The sequence below is a fragment of the Campylobacteraceae bacterium genome (assembly GCA_013215945.1).
In the GTDB taxonomy this organism is placed as follows: domain Bacteria; phylum Campylobacterota; class Campylobacteria; order Campylobacterales; family Arcobacteraceae; genus NORP36.
Genome location: JABSOM010000008.1, coordinates 58,374 through 77,208, shown reverse-complemented (window position 1 = coordinate 77,208; position 18,835 = coordinate 58,374). Strand labels below are relative to the sequence as shown.

The 18,835-nt window shown below is 29.1% G+C and carries 18 protein-coding genes; 15 read left to right on the top strand and 3 right to left on the bottom strand.

The features are described 5' to 3' along the window. Positions 1-338 precede the first annotated feature (338 nt). A complete protein-coding gene (locus HRT41_09815; protein ID NQY24321.1) occupies positions 339-1,568 on the top strand; it encodes a glycerophosphodiester phosphodiesterase in 1,230 nt (409 codons plus the stop codon). A 43-nt stretch (positions 1,569-1,611) separates the two neighbouring features. Here HRT41_09815 and thiI read toward each other — a convergent pair whose 3' ends face one another. Further along, positions 1,612-3,078, bottom strand: coding sequence for a tRNA 4-thiouridine(8) synthase ThiI (thiI, locus tag HRT41_09810; protein ID NQY24320.1), 1,467 nt, complete (start codon positions 3,076-3,078; stop codon positions 1,612-1,614). A gap of 138 nt (positions 3,079-3,216) precedes the next feature. Between thiI and purN the strand changes: the two genes are divergently transcribed. After that, positions 3,217-3,792 carry a phosphoribosylglycinamide formyltransferase gene (gene purN, locus HRT41_09805; GenBank protein NQY24319.1) on the top strand — a complete coding sequence of 192 codons (576 nt, stop codon included), beginning with the start codon at positions 3,217-3,219 and terminating at the stop codon, positions 3,790-3,792. Here purN and HRT41_09800 read toward each other — a convergent pair. Beyond that, positions 3,781-4,233, bottom strand: a complete 453-nt coding sequence (locus HRT41_09800) for a hypothetical protein (protein ID NQY24318.1) — start codon at positions 4,231-4,233, stop codon at positions 3,781-3,783. The genes purN and HRT41_09800 overlap by 12 nt on opposite strands. Positions 4,234-4,370: 137 nt before the next feature. Between HRT41_09800 and HRT41_09795 the strand changes: the two genes are divergently transcribed. The 8 genes from HRT41_09795 (at position 4,371) to lpdA (ending at position 12,715) form a co-directional block, all read left to right on the top strand. Continuing rightward, a complete protein-coding gene (locus tag HRT41_09795; GenBank protein NQY24317.1) occupies positions 4,371-5,207 on the top strand; it encodes a HAMP domain-containing histidine kinase in 837 nt (278 codons plus the stop codon). Positions 5,208-5,210: 3 nt separating this feature from the next. Beyond that, entirely contained in the window at positions 5,211-5,900 is a 690-nt protein-coding gene (locus HRT41_09790) for a response regulator transcription factor (protein NQY24316.1), read from the top strand. 128 nt (positions 5,901-6,028) lie between these two features. Beyond that, positions 6,029-7,102 carry a glycine cleavage system aminomethyltransferase GcvT gene (gcvT, locus tag HRT41_09785; GenBank protein ID NQY24315.1) on the top strand — a complete coding sequence of 358 codons (1,074 nt, stop codon included), beginning with the start codon at positions 6,029-6,031 and terminating at the stop codon, positions 7,100-7,102. A 39-nt stretch (positions 7,103-7,141) separates the two neighbouring features. Then, positions 7,142-7,507 carry a glycine cleavage system protein GcvH gene (gene gcvH, locus HRT41_09780; GenBank protein ID NQY24314.1) on the top strand — a complete coding sequence of 122 codons (366 nt, stop codon included), beginning with the start codon at positions 7,142-7,144 and terminating at the stop codon, positions 7,505-7,507. A gap of 9 nt (positions 7,508-7,516) precedes the next feature. Then, a complete protein-coding gene (gene gcvPA / locus HRT41_09775) occupies positions 7,517-8,848 on the top strand; it encodes an aminomethyl-transferring glycine dehydrogenase subunit GcvPA (GenBank protein ID NQY24313.1) in 1,332 nt (443 codons plus the stop codon). Then, positions 8,845-10,293, top strand: coding sequence for an aminomethyl-transferring glycine dehydrogenase subunit GcvPB (gene gcvPB / locus HRT41_09770; protein ID NQY24312.1), 1,449 nt, complete (start codon positions 8,845-8,847; stop codon positions 10,291-10,293). Before gcvPA ends, gcvPB begins: the two co-directional genes overlap by 4 nt. A gap of 153 nt (positions 10,294-10,446) precedes the next feature. Then, positions 10,447-11,322 carry a lipoyl synthase gene (gene lipA / locus HRT41_09765; GenBank protein NQY24311.1) on the top strand — a complete coding sequence of 292 codons (876 nt, stop codon included), beginning with the start codon at positions 10,447-10,449 and terminating at the stop codon, positions 11,320-11,322. A 28-nt stretch (positions 11,323-11,350) separates the two neighbouring features. Then, on the top strand, positions 11,351-12,715 hold the full coding sequence (gene lpdA, locus HRT41_09760; GenBank protein NQY24310.1) for a dihydrolipoyl dehydrogenase: 1,365 nt from the start codon (positions 11,351-11,353) through the stop codon (positions 12,713-12,715). On the opposite strand, the gene HRT41_09755 is transcribed toward lpdA, so the two are convergent. Then, positions 12,712-13,320, bottom strand: a complete 609-nt coding sequence (locus tag HRT41_09755) for a trimeric intracellular cation channel family protein (GenBank protein NQY24309.1) — start codon at positions 13,318-13,320, stop codon at positions 12,712-12,714. The two genes, lpdA and HRT41_09755, sit on opposite strands and share 4 nt — an antisense overlap. Positions 13,321-13,483: 163 nt before the next feature. Between HRT41_09755 and HRT41_09750 the strand changes: the two genes are divergently transcribed. The 5 genes from HRT41_09750 (at position 13,484) to HRT41_09730 (ending at position 18,831) form a co-directional block, all read left to right on the top strand. Next, entirely contained in the window at positions 13,484-13,957 is a 474-nt protein-coding gene (locus HRT41_09750) for an RNA polymerase sigma factor (protein NQY24308.1), read from the top strand. Continuing rightward, positions 13,954-14,919, top strand: coding sequence for a FecR domain-containing protein (locus tag HRT41_09745; GenBank protein ID NQY24307.1), 966 nt, complete (start codon positions 13,954-13,956; stop codon positions 14,917-14,919). The genes HRT41_09750 and HRT41_09745 overlap by 4 nt, the downstream gene beginning before the upstream one ends. A gap of 82 nt (positions 14,920-15,001) precedes the next feature. After that, the gene (locus HRT41_09740; protein ID NQY24306.1) at positions 15,002-17,380 is read left to right on the top strand and encodes a TonB-dependent siderophore receptor; all 2,379 of its coding nucleotides are present in this window, start codon (positions 15,002-15,004) and stop codon (positions 17,378-17,380) included. Positions 17,381-17,515: 135 nt separating this feature from the next. Further along, a complete protein-coding gene (locus tag HRT41_09735; protein NQY24305.1) occupies positions 17,516-17,989 on the top strand; it encodes an RNA polymerase sigma factor in 474 nt (157 codons plus the stop codon). Continuing rightward, positions 17,989-18,831 carry a FecR domain-containing protein gene (locus tag HRT41_09730; GenBank protein ID NQY24304.1) on the top strand — a complete coding sequence of 281 codons (843 nt, stop codon included), beginning with the start codon at positions 17,989-17,991 and terminating at the stop codon, positions 18,829-18,831. The genes HRT41_09735 and HRT41_09730 overlap by 1 nt, the downstream gene beginning before the upstream one ends. Positions 18,832-18,835 lie beyond the last annotated feature (4 nt).

The following is an 18,835-nucleotide window of genomic DNA, read 5'->3' as shown; positions in this document are numbered from 1 at the left end:
AAATAATCATGACAAGTATTTATAGAGAAATACTTTTTTTCTACTTTAGAGTATTCTATGAAATTTCCCCCAAATAACTTTTAAAACATTAAAATTCAGGCATTAAAATAGGCATAAAAATTTATTTTTAGAATAAAAAAATATTAATAAAGTAATATATTATTATCCTTGACAAAGTAGCATTATTTATGTAATATAATTATACGTTATAACGTTATGTTATTATTATGTTTATTTGTAGAAATTGTTTCTAAAATATATCTAAACAATTTCAATGTTTACTGGTGTAAATACTTTTTATTTAGTTAAATATACTGGTATTTTTGTAAGGAAATAGTATGACAAAAAATACAAAAACAGCGATTATTGTTTTTATAGGAAGTTTTTTTCTTCCTTTAAATCTTTTAGCAATTGAAAATATTCAATTGGGAGTAAGACCTTATTATTTAGTAAGTACGATGAAAGACAGTAAACTAAAAGATGAATTATTGATGTGCAAAAATGAAATTCCAAAAAAATCTGAATTTTCTATTGGACACAGAGGTGCATCTTTGCAGTTTCCTGAACATACAAAAGAATCTTATCTTGCCGCTTCTAAAATGGGAGCTGGAATTATAGAGTGTGATGTTACTTTTACAAAAGATAAACAGCTTGTGTGTAGACATTCTCAAAGTGATTTACATACAACTACAAATATTTTATTAAGCCCTTTAGCCTCAAAATGTTCTGTTCCTTTTAGCCCAGCTGTTTTTAATAAAGAAGGAAAACAAATAAAAGATGCCAATGCTTTGTGTAAAACAACTGATATTACACTTGCAGAGTTTAAAACCTTAAAAGGAAAAATGGATGCTTTTGATAAAAATGCCTTAAGTGTTGAAGAATATGTGAATGCAACTGCTTCTTGGAGAACCGATTTATATACGCAAGAAGGTACTTTAATGACACATAAAGAGAGTATTGTTTTGTTTAAAGAACTGGGTGTAAAAATGACACCAGAATTAAAAAAAGCTTCAGTTCCTATGCCTTATAAAGGTTATACTCAAAAAGATTATGCACAGCAAATGATTAATGAATACAAAGAAGCCAAGGTTAAAGCTTCTGATGTTTTTGCCCAATCTTTTAATTTGGAAGATATTAAATATTGGATTAAGAATGAGCCTAACTTTGGTAAACAAGCGGTTTATTTAGATGATGTTGTTTATAAAGAAGAAGGTGGTACAAAAAAACAAATAGAAAAAATGAAAAATTTTAAAGACTTAGGTATTAATTATATAGCGCCTCCAATGTGGGCTTTACTTACGCTTGATAAAGATAAAAATATTGTTCCTTCTTTATATGCAAAAGAAGCACAAAAATATAATATGAATATCATTACATGGACGCTAGAACGTTCTGGTTTCTTAAAAGATGGAGGAGGATGGTATTATCAAAGTACCAAAGATATTATCAATAACGATGGTGATATGTATGAAGTTTTAGATGTTTTAGCCCAAGATGTGAAAATAAAAGGAATGTTTTCAGATTGGCCAGCAACCGTTACGTATTACGCAAATTGCAAAGGTTTATAATAAGTAGAGACAGAAAGAGTTTAGACTCTTTCTGAATCACTTGTTAGTCTTTTGGTCTATATACTCTTATATTTTTATAATCTTGTGCATCTTGTAGGTATTGGGCATGTAATTGACTCATAATACCTTTTTCACAATAAAGTAAATATTCTTTGTTTGTTGGAAGTTTTTTAAATTCATTTTTTAAATTGTAAAAAGGAATTTTTAATGTTTCACAAGAAGTTTCAATACAAGTATCTTCTGCTCTAATATCAATGATTACATATTCTCCGCTTGAGATATCACTTATTACTTCAACTTGAGCTATGGATTTAATATCATCAATTATTTCATCCACATAAATACTTTTTGATTCTTCTACGGCTTTATCTAAAACAGAATAATCAAATTTTTTGTCTTCTTCTGCCATTCTTTTAAAAGAACCATGAATAATAGGGTTTTTAGATATTACCCCACAATATTCAGGCATTTGTTCTGCAAAACGTCTTGTTCCTATATCATTTGCAATATCAATGATTTCTGGTTTGTTCATAGTAGATAAAGGTCGTAATATTAATTTATTACAGGCTTGATCAATTAACGCTAAGTTTCGCAGCGTTTGAGAAGAAACTTGCGCCACACTCTCTCCGGTTACTAAAGCATCTATTTCCATTGCATCTGCTATTTTTTCAGAAGCTTTTAACATTAGTCTTTTTAAAGTAACACCCATATAAGAGGGGTTTGTTGATTTGAAAAGTTCTGTTAAAACATCATCAAAAGGCACAGAAATAAAAGAAACTCTATGAGAAGAACCAAATTTTTTCCATAAATAAAAAGCCACTTGTTTTACGCCAATTTCATGTGCCAAACCACCTAAATTAAAGAAAATAAAGTGCGTTTTAAGACCTCTTTTCATGGTTAAATAAGAGGCCACTGTAGAATCAAAACCCCCTGACATTAAAGACAAAATACTGCCTTGTGTTCCTATTGGAAAACCAGCTAATCCTTTGTGTTTTAAGGTAATGATATTTAATTGTGTATTAATTAGCTCAATTCTAATAGTAACATCAGGATTGTGTAAATCTACTCTTGAACCAGGATTTCTGCTTAACATAAAACCCCCTACAGTTTGTTCTAATAAGGGAGATTTAAAGGTATGCGTACCGCTTCTTTTAGCACGAACTACAAAAGATTTGTTTTGTATAGTGTGGGCCATTTGTTCATTTACTTTTTCTTTGATTAATTCAAGTGTTCCTGTATTATCAAATTGTAAAGCCTCAAGTACTTGCTCAATTCCAGGAGTTTCTAAAAGTATCATTCTTACTTCATTAACCACTTCAATAGGGCATACTACTTCCAGTTTATCAGAGAATTTTTTTACATTAATATCCTCAGAAACTCTTTGCGTTAATTTGCAGATATTATTATAAAGTTGTCCCGACATTTGTTTTTTAGCAGCAGAACCTTTAATCATAATTTCCGGGAAGAATTTTACGATAAATTTTTGTGTTTTTCTTTCTTGATTTTCCATATTTTTTCAAAAACCTTCTTGTTTAATACGCGTATTATAACATAAGAAAAAAAATTGTTAAAAAAGACTTAAAATAGGGATGTTTAATTTGTATAAAGCTATAATCCAAAATTAATGAATTATAAAACAAGGTTAAAAATGACAAAAATAGGTATATTATCTTCTTACAATGGAAGTGGTTTTGATGCTTTGTATGAAGCAATCCAAACAGAAGTTCTAAAAGCAGAGATTACAGTTGTAATATCAAATAATAGCAATGCAAATGTACTTAAAAATGCGCAAACTAGAAATATTCCTAATTTCCTTGTTAATACTAAAAAATATCCGAATGAAAATATTGATGAAAAAATCACAGAACTTTTACTTAAACATAAATGTGATTTTGTTTTTTTATCGGGATTTATGAAAAAAATAGAAAAAAATCTCTTAGCTGCATATCCGAATAAAATAATCAATTCTCATCCTGCTTTATTGCCCAATTTTGGAGGTAGGGGAATGTATGGACGTTTTGTACATGAAGCGGTATTTAAATCACATGCTACAAAGAGTGGGGCAACAATACATTATGTCAATGAAAACTATGATGAAGGTTCTTTTGTGATTCAAAAAGAATTAAATATAGAAAAGAATGAAAGTGTAGACAGTATAGAATCAAGAGTCAAAGCTCTTGAAACTATAGCTATTGTAGAAGCGTTTGTAAAACTAGTTAAATAAGTTTTCTAATTCTTCAGTTGTTTTTACAAAACTAACGTTTGATATTTTACCATCTGTTAATTGATATACTGTAATCATATCTTCTTTTTTATCAAGAAAGTTTTCATTTGCTTCATCTAAAAATAAGATTTTGAAAGGATATTTTTTCATTTTTGGAATGGCAAAAAATCTTGCAATTAATGAAGGCATCCCTCTGATATCTCCAATATAAACAGCATTATTAGCGCTTAAGAAGTCACCTTCTTTAGATAATAAAAATTCTTTTAATAAAGAAGAAATATCTTTATCGTAAGCAACTAAGATAGTTTTTGTATCATTTGCTACTGTTTGTTTTGTTTCAAATTGATCTTGTAAAGTGATGTTGGCTAATGTATCGCCTACTTTCATTGGATTTGCTATTGCAAATATACTTAATGTTAATAATAATAGTAATTTTTTCATGGTATTTTTCCTTTTATGAATTGTAGAATAATAGGCATTTAAAGTTAATTAATGGTTAACGAAAATTTAATAAAAATATACATCTAGGTATAATTTAAGCACTTTGATGTATAATTTTTTTATTTTATGAGGTTTATATGAATGAGCTAATAATTGTTTTTTTTCTTGGTTTTTTGATTTTTTTGATTTTTAACAAAAGAAAAAATCAACAATATTATAATAAAAACCTAGAAGAAGAAGTGAAAAAGCAGCTCTTAGAATTAAGAGAAAAAGACAAATTATTAATTGCACAATCTAAATTAGCTGCTATTGGTGAAACCTTAGCTCATATTGCACATCAATGGAAACAACCCCTTTCTCAAATTAATTCTGTTGTTTTAAATATAGAAGCAGATTTTGAAGAAAATAAACTGTCTCAGAAAAAACTAGAAGACCATTTAAATGAGATTGAAAAACTAACCTTTTATATGTCAGATACTATTACTTCTTTTAACAATTATCTTCAGCCCAATGACAAAAAAGAAGTATTTTCAATGAAAGATGCTTTTGATGATGCTTTTGAATTGATATATAAACTGCTTGAATCAAAACGAATCGTATGTAAATTGAATATTAAAAAAGATTCTTTAATTAAGGGTGTAAAAAAAGAGTTTGTTCAAGCTTTGTTGGTTCTTTTAAACAATGCAAAAGATGTGCTGGAAGAGAGAAATATTAAAAATAAAAAAATATCTATTGAAATATATCTTGAAAATAACAATGCAATCTTAAAAATAACAGACAATGCTGGCGGGGTTGAGAATGAATATTTTGATAAAATATTTGATGCGTATTTTACAACAAAACCCCATTCACAAGGAACTGGGCATGGTTTATGTATGGCTAAGATGATTATTGAAAAATCCATGCATGGTTTTTTAAGTGTTCAAAATGAAAAAGAAGGCGCAAGTTTTCGCATTTCTTTAAAAGAAAGGTAAACAATGATTAATGCAAGTATTTTATATGCAGAAGATGAAGAACAAACAAGGCTTAATTATACTAATTATTTACAGCGTTATTTCAAAGATGTTTATTCTGTCTCAAATGGGCAGGAGGCTTTTAAACTTTATGAAGAACATCAACCCAATATTTTACTCTTAGATATTAACATGCCAAAATTAAATGGCCTAGAATTGGCAAAAAAAATACGTTTAAAAGATAAAACAACACGGATTATAATTTTAACCGCCCATTTAGAACAAGATAAACTCCTTTTTGCTGCAGAACTTAATCTTACTAAGTATTTGCCAAAACCTATTTCCCGTATTGAATTAAAAGAGGCCCTTAATGAAGCAGTTAAACAGTTCAAAGAATTAAGTGGAAAAGGCAAACTCTTAAAGCTTGAAGAGGATTTCTCTTGGGATAAAACGTCGCATAAACTTTTTTGCAAAAAAGAAGAAATAAAACTCACCAAACATGAAATTTTGTTATTTGATATTTTAAGTTCAAAAAATGATAGGGTATTTACTATAGATGAAATCACTTCACATTTGTGGGATGATTTTGATGATTGCGAAATGAGTAGCAATAAACTAAAAGATATTATTAAACGTTTGCGAAAAAAAATACCTAAAAATGTCATTCAAAATATCTATGCAGCCGGATATAAACTGAATGTTCTCTCTACTTAAAGAGAAGAATATTATTCCTTACTAATGTAAATTAAAGAATACTTCTTTTTTCCCCTCTTTTGATACTATTGTGCCTCTTTCTTATTTTATACTTTAAGAATATAAAAATCTTTTTTTGAAGGCAGAATATGGAAGCACTTTTAAGAACACCGCTTTATGAAACACAGAAAACGTTAAAAGCAAAAAATGTACCTTTTTGTGGTTGGGATATGCCAATACAATTTGAAGGAATTATTGCTGAACATGGATATTGTAGAAATGATGTAGCTATTTTTGATACTTCACATATGGGAGAGTTTTTCTTCAAGGGTGATATTGTTGAAAGTGGAATTAATACTGCTGTTACTATTGATATTGAAGCTTTACCTATTGGAAAATGTAAATATGGTTTTTTACTGAACGAGGATGGTGGAGTAATTGATGATTTAATTGTTTATAAATTAGCGAGTGATGAATTAATGATAGTTGTAAATGCTTCGCGATCTGCAATTGATTATAAAACATTTGCTTCAAGAATATCTGTAGGTACAATTGAAGATCGATCAAATGAATTTGCAAAACTAGATGTTCAAGGTCCAAATGCTAAAAAAGCTTTAGAAAAGTATTTTGATATTAATTTGGATGATTTAAAATTCTTTTCTTTTGTAGAAACAACTGTAATGAATGAGTATTGTTTATTATCACGTACTGGTTATACAGGTGAGCTTGGTTTTGAATTGTATGTATCTGCTGATATTGCAGTTAAATTATGGGATTCTTTAATAGCTGATGGTGTTAAACCAGCTGGTCTAGGGGCAAGGGATGCATTAAGACTTGAAATGGGTTATTCCTTATATGGTAATGATTTAAGTGAAGAAATTTCTCCTATTGAAGCAAATCTTTCTATGTTTATTAATGTAAAAAGAGATTATATTGGACGTGATGCACTTAAAAAACAAAAAGAAGAAGGAACAAGTAGATTATTGTTACCTTTTAAAACAACGTCAAGAAGATCTGCAAGAAAAGATTTTGAGGTTTACCAAAACGATGTTAAAGTTGGTTTTGTAACATCAGCTGCATATTCACCTACATTAAACGTAGGAATAGGTTTTGCAATGGTAGATGTAGATGTATTTGATAAAGAAAGTACATTTCAATTAAAAGATAAAAGAGGAAGCATAGATGCAAATATTGCAGCACTTCCGTTTATAACAAAAAAATAAAGAAACAGATAAACTATAAAAAATTAAAAGGGATATAAAATGAAAATATTTAATGAAGAACATGAGTGGTTAGAAGTTGAAGGTGATATTGCGAAAGTTGGAATTTCTAAGTATGCAGTTGAACAATTAGGTGATATTACATTTTTAGAATTACCAGAAGTAGATGCTGAAATTACATCAGGAGCCTCTGTTGCTTTTGTTGAGTCAGTTAAAGCTGCATCTGATATTTATGCACCAGCTTCTGGAGTGGTTACAGAAATCAATGAAACTTTATTAGATACTCCTGAAGTATTAAATGAAGAAGCAGAAAATGTTTGGATTTTTAAAATGAAATTATCAGATGTATCTGATCTTGATAACTTAATGGATGGCGATTCGTACGCTAAATTCATCAATACTTTATAAGGAAAATAAATGCCATATACTCCTCATACAAAAGCTGACATTAGAGAAATGTTAGATGTTATTGGATTAGAAAAAGAAACAGATTTATTTTCTTCTGTTCCAAGTGATTTAAGAGTTGACCATTTAAATCTAAGCGATAGTTTAGATGAATTTTCAACCTATACTAAATTTAAAAATATTGCTAAAAAAAATATTACTGATAAAGTAATGTTTATGGGTGGTGGATATTATGATCATATTGTTCCTTCTGGTGTTGATGCATTAGCTGGGCGAAGTGAATTCTATACAGCTTATACTCCTTACCAAGCGGAAGCTTCTCAAGGAACATTACAATCTTTATATGAATTTCAAAGTTTGATTTGTGAAATGACTGGAATGGATGTAGCAAATGCTTCTATGTATGATGGAGCTACTGCTTTAGCTGAATCTGCATTAATGGCAGTACGACTTACAAGAAGAAATAAGATTTTAATTGATGCAGGTGTAAATAAAACTTATATCAAAGTAGTTCAAACCTATTTAAAATTTAGAGATATTGATGTAGAAGTTATTCAAATGGATAAAGACTTAACTGACTTTGCAAGCGTTGAATCAAAAATTGATAATACAATTGCTGCTTATTTATTTCAAAACCCTAACTTTTTTGGAAATGTACAAGATTTCACTTCTTTGATAGCTAAGTTACATGAATCAAAAGTTTTAGCTGTAATGTCTGCTTATCCTATAGCACTTGGAATGATTAAAGATCCAGGTTCTCTTGATGTTGATATTGTATGTGGAGATGGACAATGTTTAGGAAATTATCTTAACTTTGGAGGTCCTACTTTTGGTTTCATGGCAACAAAACAAGAAGATATTAGAAATCTTCCTGGAAGAATTATTGGAAAAACAAAAGATCAAGATGGAAAAGAAATGTTTGTATTAACTATGCAAGCAAGAGAACAACATATTAGACGACACAGAGCTACCTCAAATATTTGTTCAAACCAAAACTTACTGGCTTTAAGAGCTACTATGTTTATGTCTTTACTTGGACGTGATGGTTTTGCAAATATGAGTTCTTTATGTCATTCAAAAAGTGAATACTTAAAAAGTGAATTAAAAAAAGTTAAAGGTATTACTATTTGTAATACAGCTCCTACTTTTAATGAATTTGTGATTGAAACGCCTTTAAGTGCAGAATCTTTATTGCTTAAATTAAGAGATGCAGGTTTTTATGCAGGAATTAACTTAGGTAATTTATATGAAAATCATGAAAATAAAATTATGATTTCAGTTACTGAAAAAAGATCAAAAGATGAACTAGATGCTTTAGTAGCTGCAATAGGAGAGATATTATGAGTGTAACTGAAACTATTTTTGATAAATCACATGAAGGTAGACCTGGATTAGCTTTACCTCCTATGGATGTTCCTGCTGTTTCTTTAGATCGAACTCTGGTTAGAAATGTAAAAGCAAAATTACCTCAAATGTCAGAATTTGATGTAATCAGACACTATACAAATCTTTCTAATAAGAATATGTCAATTGATAAAAACTTTTATCCTCTTGGTTCTTGTACTATGAAATATAATCCAAAGATTACTGAGAGAGTAGCGGCGCTTGAAGGTTTTACTTCTATGCACCCACATTTAATTACTAATAATATGACAGATTCTATGCAAGGTACGCTAGAAACTATTGATATGTTAGAAAAAACTTTATGTGAAGTTACTGGAATGGATGCTTTTACTACAACGCCTCAAGCGGGTGCTCATGGTGAAATGTTAGGTATTATGATGATTGATGCTTATCATAAAAGCAAAGGGAATAAAAGAAAATATGTTATTGTTCCTGATAGCTCACATGGTACTAACCCTGCAACTGCTGCTATGGTTGGATATGAAGTAATTACTATTAAATCAGATGCAAACGGTGCTATGGATTTTGATGAATTTAAAGCAAAAATGTCTGATGAAGTAGCTGCTGTTATGTTAACTGTTCCAAATACTCTTGGAATGTATAACAAAAAAATCAAAGATATTTGTGCTGTAGCTCATTCATATGATGCAATGATGTATTACGATGGTGCGAATATGAATGCTATTATGGGAGTTGCAAAACCAGGTGAAATTGGTTTTGATGTTATTCATATCAATGTTCATAAAACATTTGCAACACCACATGGTGGTGGAGGACCAGGTTCTGGACCTGTTGGAGTAAATGAAAAACTTAAACCTTTTTTACCTGATTTAGGGATTAAAAAAGTTGATGGTAAGTATGAACTTGATCATAGAAATGGTACTTCAATTGGTAAGATTTCTCCTTTCTTTGGACAATATGGAATCTCTTTAAGAGCAATTACGTACATGACATCTTTAGGTGGAAATGGTATGTATAATGCTTCTACAAAAGCTGTGTTAAATGCAAACTACATAAGAGTAAGACTTAGAGATTATTTTGATGTTCCTTTTGATGGTTTATGTATGCATGAATGTGTATTCTCTGCTAAAACGCTTGCTAAAAATGGTGTAACAGCTATGGATATTGCAAAATACTTAATTGATTTTGGTATGCATGCTCCTACTGTTTATTTCCCATTAATTGTAAAAGAAGCCATTATGATTGAACCTACTGAAACAGAAAATAAAGAAACAATTGATATTTTTTGTGACCGTATGATAAAAGCGGTTGAGTTAGCAAGAAAAGATCCTGCTGCTTTTAAAGCTTATCCTAAAACATGGGGAGTATCACGACCTGATGATACTTTGGCTATTAAAGAATTAAACGTAAGATCACGACACTAGATAAATGATTACATAAAGGAAGATTTCTTCTTTTATGTTTTTAAGTAAGGCTTCGGCTTTATTTGAAAGAAGTAATGAGTTTTTAACAAAAATTGATTACTCTTTTTAAAAGAATATTAAAACGTACGTTTTGTAAAAGGATTTGAAATGACAATGAAAACTAAAAACTTTATGAGAAAACCAGAATGGTTAAGAAAAAAGATTGATTTTAAAGCACAAAAAGAAATGGATCAATTATTAAATGAATCAGGAATTCATACTATTTGTCAAGAAGCAAGATGTCCTAATATAAGCGAGTGTTTTGCTAATAAAAATGCCACTTTTTTAATTCTAGGAAATATCTGTACAAGACGCTGTACCTACTGTAATGTAAAAACAGGGAAACCCTTTGAAGTAAACCAAAAAGAAATAGATCAAGTAACTACTTCTGTTCAAAAATTGGGACTTAAATATATTGTAATTACAAGTCCAGCCAGAGATGATTTAAAAGATGGGGGTTCACTTCAGTTTTATAAAGTAACCCAAGATATTCTGGAAAAAGTTCCAGGTGCTGATGTTGAGCTTTTAATTCCAGATTTTAAAGGAAAAACTTCTTCTTTACAAACTGCTGTTGATTCAGGAGCAAGTGTTATTGGACACAATATTGAAACAGTACCTTCTTTATACAAAATAAGAAAAGCATCTACTTATACACGTTCAATTGATGTTCTAAAACAATTAAAAGAATTAGGTGCGGGTAAGATTAAAACCAAAAGTGCGATTATGGTTGGTCTTGGTGAAACACATGAAGAAATGACACAAGTATTCAAAGATTTAAGAGAAGTTGGCTGTGATTTTTTAAGTATTGGACAATATTTACAACCTACAGGTGGTTATGAAGAAGTGAAAGAATATGTTACCCCTGAAACATTTGCTTTGTATAAAAGAGAAGCACTGGATATGGGTTTTGAGTTTGTACATTCTACGCCTTATGCAAGATCATCTTATATGGCTCATGAATATAAGGGCAAAAAAACAAGTAAAGAATAAAAAAAGATTTAAGTAAAAGGAAGAATATATGTATGATGTTATTGTAATTGGAGCAGGACCTGCTGGTTATGAAGTGGCTTCACTCTTAGGTAGTGCTGGAAAAAGTGTATGTATTATTGATAAAAGTGAAAATAGAATTGGTGGAACGTGTCTAAATGAAGGCTGTGTTCCAGCTAAAAACTTTTTAGAAACATCTTCATATATTAAAAAAGCCGCTTATTTTAAGACTACTGGTGTTAATTTTACCTTAGATTCTTTTGATATTGAAGGTCTCAAAAAAAATACCTCGTGTTTGATTACAGATTTAACATCTGGAATACAAGCTAAATTAAAAAAAGCAAAAGTTGAGATTAAATACGGAAATGCTTCTTTTGTAGGTGAAACTTCTATTAAAATAGATGGTGATAACCAAGAGGTTATTGAAGCTTCTAAAATTGTAATAGCTACTGGTTCAGTACACAGAGAACATCCTTTAATGAATCTTGTTGATGGAAAAATTCTATCATCTAAAGAAGTGTTTTCAATAAATGAAATTCCTAAATCTATTTTAGTAATAGGTGGAGGTGCAATTGGTTGTGAATTTGCTTCTTTTTTCGCCTCTTTTGGTACAGAAGTTGATATTGCAGAATTTACTCCACGCTTAGTTCCTATTGAAGATGATGATATAGCAAGAACACTCAAACGAGAGTTAGAGAAACAAGGTATGAGTATTTATTTAAATGCTAATGTTACTTCATACACAGTTAATTCTTCTAATGTAGAAGTAACTATGACTGTTGGTAAAAAAGAGCAAACAAAAGTGTATGACAAAGTACTTGTATCTATAGGAAGAAATCCAAATACAAATGGTCTTAATGCAGAAGCTGGAAATGTTACATGCGATCGTGGTTTTGTAGAAGTTGATGGAAACTTACAAAGTATTTCAAATAAAAATGTTTATGCTATTGGGGATGTTATTAAAACACCAGCCCTTGCACATGTTGCTTATTATGAAGCTAAAAGAGTGGCAGCAATCATTTGTGAAGAAGAAGTTATGAGTGAAAAAGCTATTTTTCCTTCCGTTACATTTTGTACTCCCCAAATTGCAAGTATTGGACAAAGTGAGAGAGCATTAAAAGAAGCAGGCATTACTTATAAAGCCAGTAAAATATTCTTCAAAGTAAATGGAAAAGCCAAAATAAAAGGCGATGACTCTGGTTTTGTAAAAATCATACATGAAGTAGAATCAGGGAAGATTTTAGGTGCAGCTATTATTGGAAATGATGCCACAGAACTTATTCATCAGTTCTTAATAGCTATCAATACCAACCTAAGTATGGATGACTTATCAAAAATGATTTTTGCCCATCCTACTTTGAGTGAAACAATCTTAGATTTGGTTTCTGCTCATTAAGAGAGTTTTGGAAGTTTCCATTTTCTATAATATGCGATTAGGCGAATAACAACGCCTAGAGCAAATAAAATTAGAATATGGAAGATTGTTAATTGATCAAAATAATCTAATACATAAACACTTGTTGCGCACATCAAAGCAATGATGGCATAAAAATCACTTACAAAAATAGTAGGAGTTCTTCCTAAAAGAGCATCTCTTATAGTTCCTCCACCTGTTGCAGTTAACATGGCTAATAACAATACTCCAAAAAAATTAAAGTTTACATCTAAACCAGCAATAGCTCCAGAAATAGCAAAAGAAACAAGCCCCAAGGTATCACTTAATACAAAAAAAGACTTTCCTTCTAAATTATCAATCTTATGAAGTCTAAAAATAATAGCAATAAGTACAGTAAAAATGACAAGTAAGATAGGAATATAGGAAGTAAAAATATGTGGAGTAGTATTAGATATTACATCTCTTAAAATTCCACCCCCAAGGGCAGTTACAGAAGCAATAACAATGATTCCTAAGATATCAAACTTTTTATGCACTGCAATTAAAAATCCACTTAATGCAAAAGAAATAATTCCAATATAATCAGCAAGTTCCAATATACTCATCTTAGTTTTATCCTTCATTTTTAGGAATTATAACAAAAAATCTTAAATATACTTAAATTAGTATACTTAAAACAAAGAATAAAAGGCAAATTAATCTTAAATAAAGTATAAGTATTATATAAAATTGATAATTAAAATCATATTCATTAAGGTGAAAGTTCATATGTTAAAATATTATGATGAAATATCATATTTTATTCAAAAACTTACTGGTGATAAAAACCTAGCAAAAGACTTAACACAAGATACTTATGTCAAAGTCTTGCAAAATAATAGTAAACTAGATGATGCACTTCCAAAAGCTTACCTTTATAAGATTGCCAGAAATCTTGTTATTGATAAAGTAAGAAGAGACAAATTACTAACACAGGTTCATTATGAAGAAGATAAGTGCAGTATTCCTCTCAAAGACATGCCAGATGAAATAGTGACTCAAGAAAATAGAAAAGAAAAACTAAAAGAATGCATACAAAATCTTTCAGCTCAAAATAAAAAAGCCTTTGTATTGTATTATTACAAGGGTTATACAAGAACAGAAATAGCAGAACTGATGAACATAAGCAGAAATGCAGTTGAAAAGAATATCACCAGAGCTACATTAAAAATAAAAGAACAAATGAAGAAAGACGAGTCATGAATTTAGAAAATGAAATTAATAAAATAGCAAATTCTTGGCTACAAAGAAAAAAAGAAGGTTTAACTGAGAAAGAAAAAGATGAATTTTCTTTGTGGATAAAAAATAAAACGCATGCAAAAGCCTATGCAGAAAATAAAGAACTTATTTCAGAATTTTTGAATTTGGATGAAGATTTTATTAGTGAAATGCAAAATGAAGTTTTACAAAAAGAAAATATTTTTACGCGCTCTAAATATATTGCTGCTTCAATAGCAGTTGCCTGTATCTTAATCTTTTCAGCTTATGAAATTGATAGTTATTATTCTACTACTTATACACAAGACTATCTTAGTTCTAATGAAAAAATATTAAATATTGTTTTGCCTGATAAAACAATAATAGATTTAGATGTAAAATCACAAATAAAAATTACCTATTACCTAAATAAAAGAACTGTGATTTTAGAGCAGGGAAAAGTTATCTTTAACGTATCCAAAAATCCTGATAAACCTTTTTATGTAAGATCTGGAAATACCTTAATAGAAGTCATAGGAACAAAATTTGAAGTAGTACATCTAAAAAATAAAAGTGAAATAAATGTTATCGAAGGACTTGTAAAAGTAGACTATATTTATAATAAAAAAGGCGACAAAAAAACACTTTCACAATTAAAAAGATCACAAACCTTAAGTATAAATAATGAAGGAAAAGTTTTAAACTATGGAAATATTGATATAAAAAAGATTGCTTCATGGAAGAATGACATTATTGTATTTGATAAAATGACCCTTGCTGATGCTTCTTTGATTTTTGAGCGTTATAGCAATCAAAAAATGAACTTTTCTACGTATGAATTATCTCAACTTAAAATATCTGGTAAGTTCTCAACCTTGCATTATGATTCTTTTCTAGAAGCTATTTCGCTTATTTATCCAATAAAATACACAAAAAACGCTTCTTTAATTAATATTTCAAAAAAATAAAAAAATCTTGTCCGCTTTTGTACGTTGTTTCGTTTAATTTATAAGAGATATTAGTTCTCATAATCAAAACAAGGAAAAATAAATGAAATTGCGAAAGAATATGCTAGCGGCCTCTAGTTTAGTTTTACTGTTTAGTGTCAACTTGTTTGCCCAAGATGTCTATACTATACAAAACAAAACTCTAAAAGAAGCTCTAGAAATTATATCAAAAAAATCTCACTTGTCATATATTGCAAATGATAAGTTGTTAGAATCTCAAAAAACAAAAAATGTTCAAAATATCGAGGGTTTAGAAGAAACACTAAAAATACTGTTAAAAGGTACAGGCCTAAAAGCTATTATAAAAAATGATGCAATTGTTATTGTAAAAGTAGAAGCGAAAAATAAGATTGCTTCAGACTCAACAAGTTTGGATGATGTAGAGGTTATTGAAAATTCTTCTAATACTACAGAAGGTAGTGACTCTTATACAATATCTTCCATGAACACATCTACAAAAATGAATCTATCAATTAAAGAAACACCACAAAGTGTATCTGTTATCACAAATGATCAAATGAATGATTTAAACATTCAGTCATTTGATGATGTAGTATCTTCTATCGCAGGTATTACTAGTCAAAATAACTATTCTCTTGCACGAGAACTTAAAAGTAGGGGGTTTTCAATAGATTATTATCAAATTGATGGTATTCCTACTTCTTATGATGGAGAGAATCAAGAAGATTTAACAATATATGATAGAGTAGAAATTGTAAAGGGAGCTAATGGACTAATGACAGGAGCTGGAAATCCATCTGCTAGTATTAATTATGTAAGAAAAAATGCTAAAAGTAAGGCTTTTAAAGGCTCTATCGAAGTAAAAACAGGATCTTGGGATGAGTATGGAGCAAGTGTTGATTTAGCATCTTCCTTAAATAAAGAAGGAAGTATAAGAGGAAGGGTTATTGCTAGTAAAAGTAGGAGTAATTCTTTTTTAGATGAATATGAAGTAGACAAAAAAACATTATATGCGGCATTTGAAGCAGATTTAAGTGATAATACTTTATTATCTTTTACTGTGGCAAAAATAGAACATAATGATGATAATTTAGCTGAAACAGCCAATCCAATATATTTTACTGATGGCACAAGAACTGATTTTTCAAGATCAACTTCTTTTCGCTCAAATCAGAACTCTGTTAATAATAAAACTACATCTGCTTCTGCAAAAATAGAACATACATTTAATAATGATGTAAAACTAAGTGCACATTATTCACATAAAAAGACAGATTTAAATCAAATTAGATTTTGGAACAGAACTACTTTCCCTGATAAACAAACGGGACAATTAAATATAGGTAATGGATTTAATTATGTTAATAAATCAAAAATCAATAGTTTAGATATTTATGCTTCTGTGCCTTTTACTTTGGGAACTCAAAAACATGAGTTTCTTACAGGAATAACGTATAGTAAGAATAACAATGATACCTCATATTACAAGTCAACAGGAGCTGATCACCTCAGTAATGTCTATAATTGGAATAGTACGAGTCCAAAACAAACATACATATATGATGGTTATACAAATAAAGAATATAAACAATTAGGAGCTTATGCAATATCTAGATTTTCTATATCAGATGACGTTAAATTAATGTTAGGAGCAAGAGTATCTAATTGGAAGTATAATGAGGAAGACTATTGGCCGGGGAGTGATCCCACAAAAAAGAATTTTACATACAATAATAATATAACTCCCTTTCTAGGTATAGTTTATGATATTACTGATCAACACTCTATATATGCTAGTTATACAAGTATTTTTAAACCACAAACGGATAAAAGAAATATAAGTGGAAAACATTTAGATCCTAAAGAAGGAAACTCTTATGAGCTAGGATTAAAAAGTACTTTATTTAATGACTCTATAAATTCTGGAATAACATTATTTAGAATAGAGCAAGATAATTTAGCAGTTAAAGATAGTTCAAATGTAATTATAGGTACTACAGACCAAGCATACAAACTTGCAGAAGGGGTTGTTTCTAAAGGTATTGAGATTGATTTATCAGGAGAAGTTAATGATAACTTAACTGTAAATTTTGGTTTATCTCATTATAGTGCGAAAGATCAAAATGGTGAAAAAATAAATAGTACTGATCCTAAAACACAAATAACACTTTTTTCTAAATACAAAATAAATAAACTAAGTGTTGGTGTAGGTTTAAACTGGCAAAGTAAATTTTATGAAAATACTACAAATCCTGCTACAAATAAAGATGAAAAGATTTATCAAAAAGCATACTATTTAGTAAATACGATGGCAAAATATGACATTAAAGATAATTTATCCCTTCAATTAAATGTTAATAACTTATTTGATAAAAAATATTATTCTGCTATTTTTTATGGAGCAAGATACAGATATGGAGATCCTCGAAATGTAACGATTAAATTAAACTATACATTTTAAAAATATAAAGAGGATAGGTCTCCTCTTTATATAAAATATCTTAGCTTAGAAATATGTATTTATTTAAATTTAGAAACTTTAATAAATAATTGATTATAATTCTTACTATTAAAATTATTTGAGAGCTAGGATGGAATGGTAGAGCATTATAAAGAGTTATTATTTTATATTATGAAAAAAGTTTCTAGCAAAGATTATGCTCAAGATATTGTACAAGAAACCTATACTAAAGTTATCTCTTTACCAAACCAAAATGATATTACTAATAAAAGAGCCTTTTTATACAAAGTCGCTAAAAACCTGATCATTGATAAAGCTAGAAAAAACAAAATTATAAATGAAGTTTCATATAATGAAAACATTGTTAATATTACAAATGAAGTAGAAGATATAGTACTTGCAGAGAACAGAGAAAAAGTTCTGATGCTTGAGCTTAATAAACTACCTGAGAAAAGAAAAGAAGCTTTTGTATTGTATGTAATAGAAGGATATTCTAAAGATAAAATTGCTTCTATTATGGGGATTTCTAATAGTGCAGTAGCTAAACATATTTCAAGAGCAAGTATAGATTTAAAAGAGAAAATGAGAAAAAAGGAGAATGAAATTTAATGCAAGAAAACAAAAAATTATTTGATGAAATAAATGCGCTTCCTTCTTCTTTTTTAAGTAATTTGCGTGCTGAGGTTAAAGTAAAACGAGAGCGTACAAATAAACGAAAAAACCTTTTTTATAAAATAGCCCCAGCTTTAAGTGCTGCCTGTATCTTGGCTGTTTTATATATGAGTTTTTCTCCAGAAGAAGCAAGTTTTTCACAGGTTTATATGGCTGAAAATAAAATAATTAATGATATCGTTTTGCCTGATAATAGTAAAATATCATTGGATGTAAATACAAAAATCACTGTTAAGTATTATGAAAACAAAAGAGAAGTCACCTTATCACAAGGGAGAGCTTTATTTAATATTGCTAAAAACAAAAATCGTGCTTTTATTGTAAAAACACAAAGAGTAAATATTGAAGTTTTGGGAACCAAGTTTGAAGTAATCAATAAAAAGATGGATTTTTCAGTTAATGTGAGTGAAGGGATAGTACGCGTATTTAATCCTTTTAAAAACAATAAACTGCTTGCATTACTTACAAAAGAACAAAGTTTGATTTTGAATGAATATCGTGAAATTAAAAGCTTAGGAAAAATGAAAAGCGAGAATATCGCAAAATGGAAACGTGGAGAAATTAATTTTGATCAAAGTACTTTGCTAGATATTATCAAGGAGTTTCAAAAATATATTGATATAAATGTAAAAATTGAGGATGAAATAATTGCTTCTTATCCTATTAGTGGAAACTTTGACGCTTATCATTTTAAAGACTTCTTAAAAATACTTACTATTATGCACCCCGTAAAAATCGAAGAAACAGGCAATAAATTTATAATCAAAAAAAAGATTTAAGAAT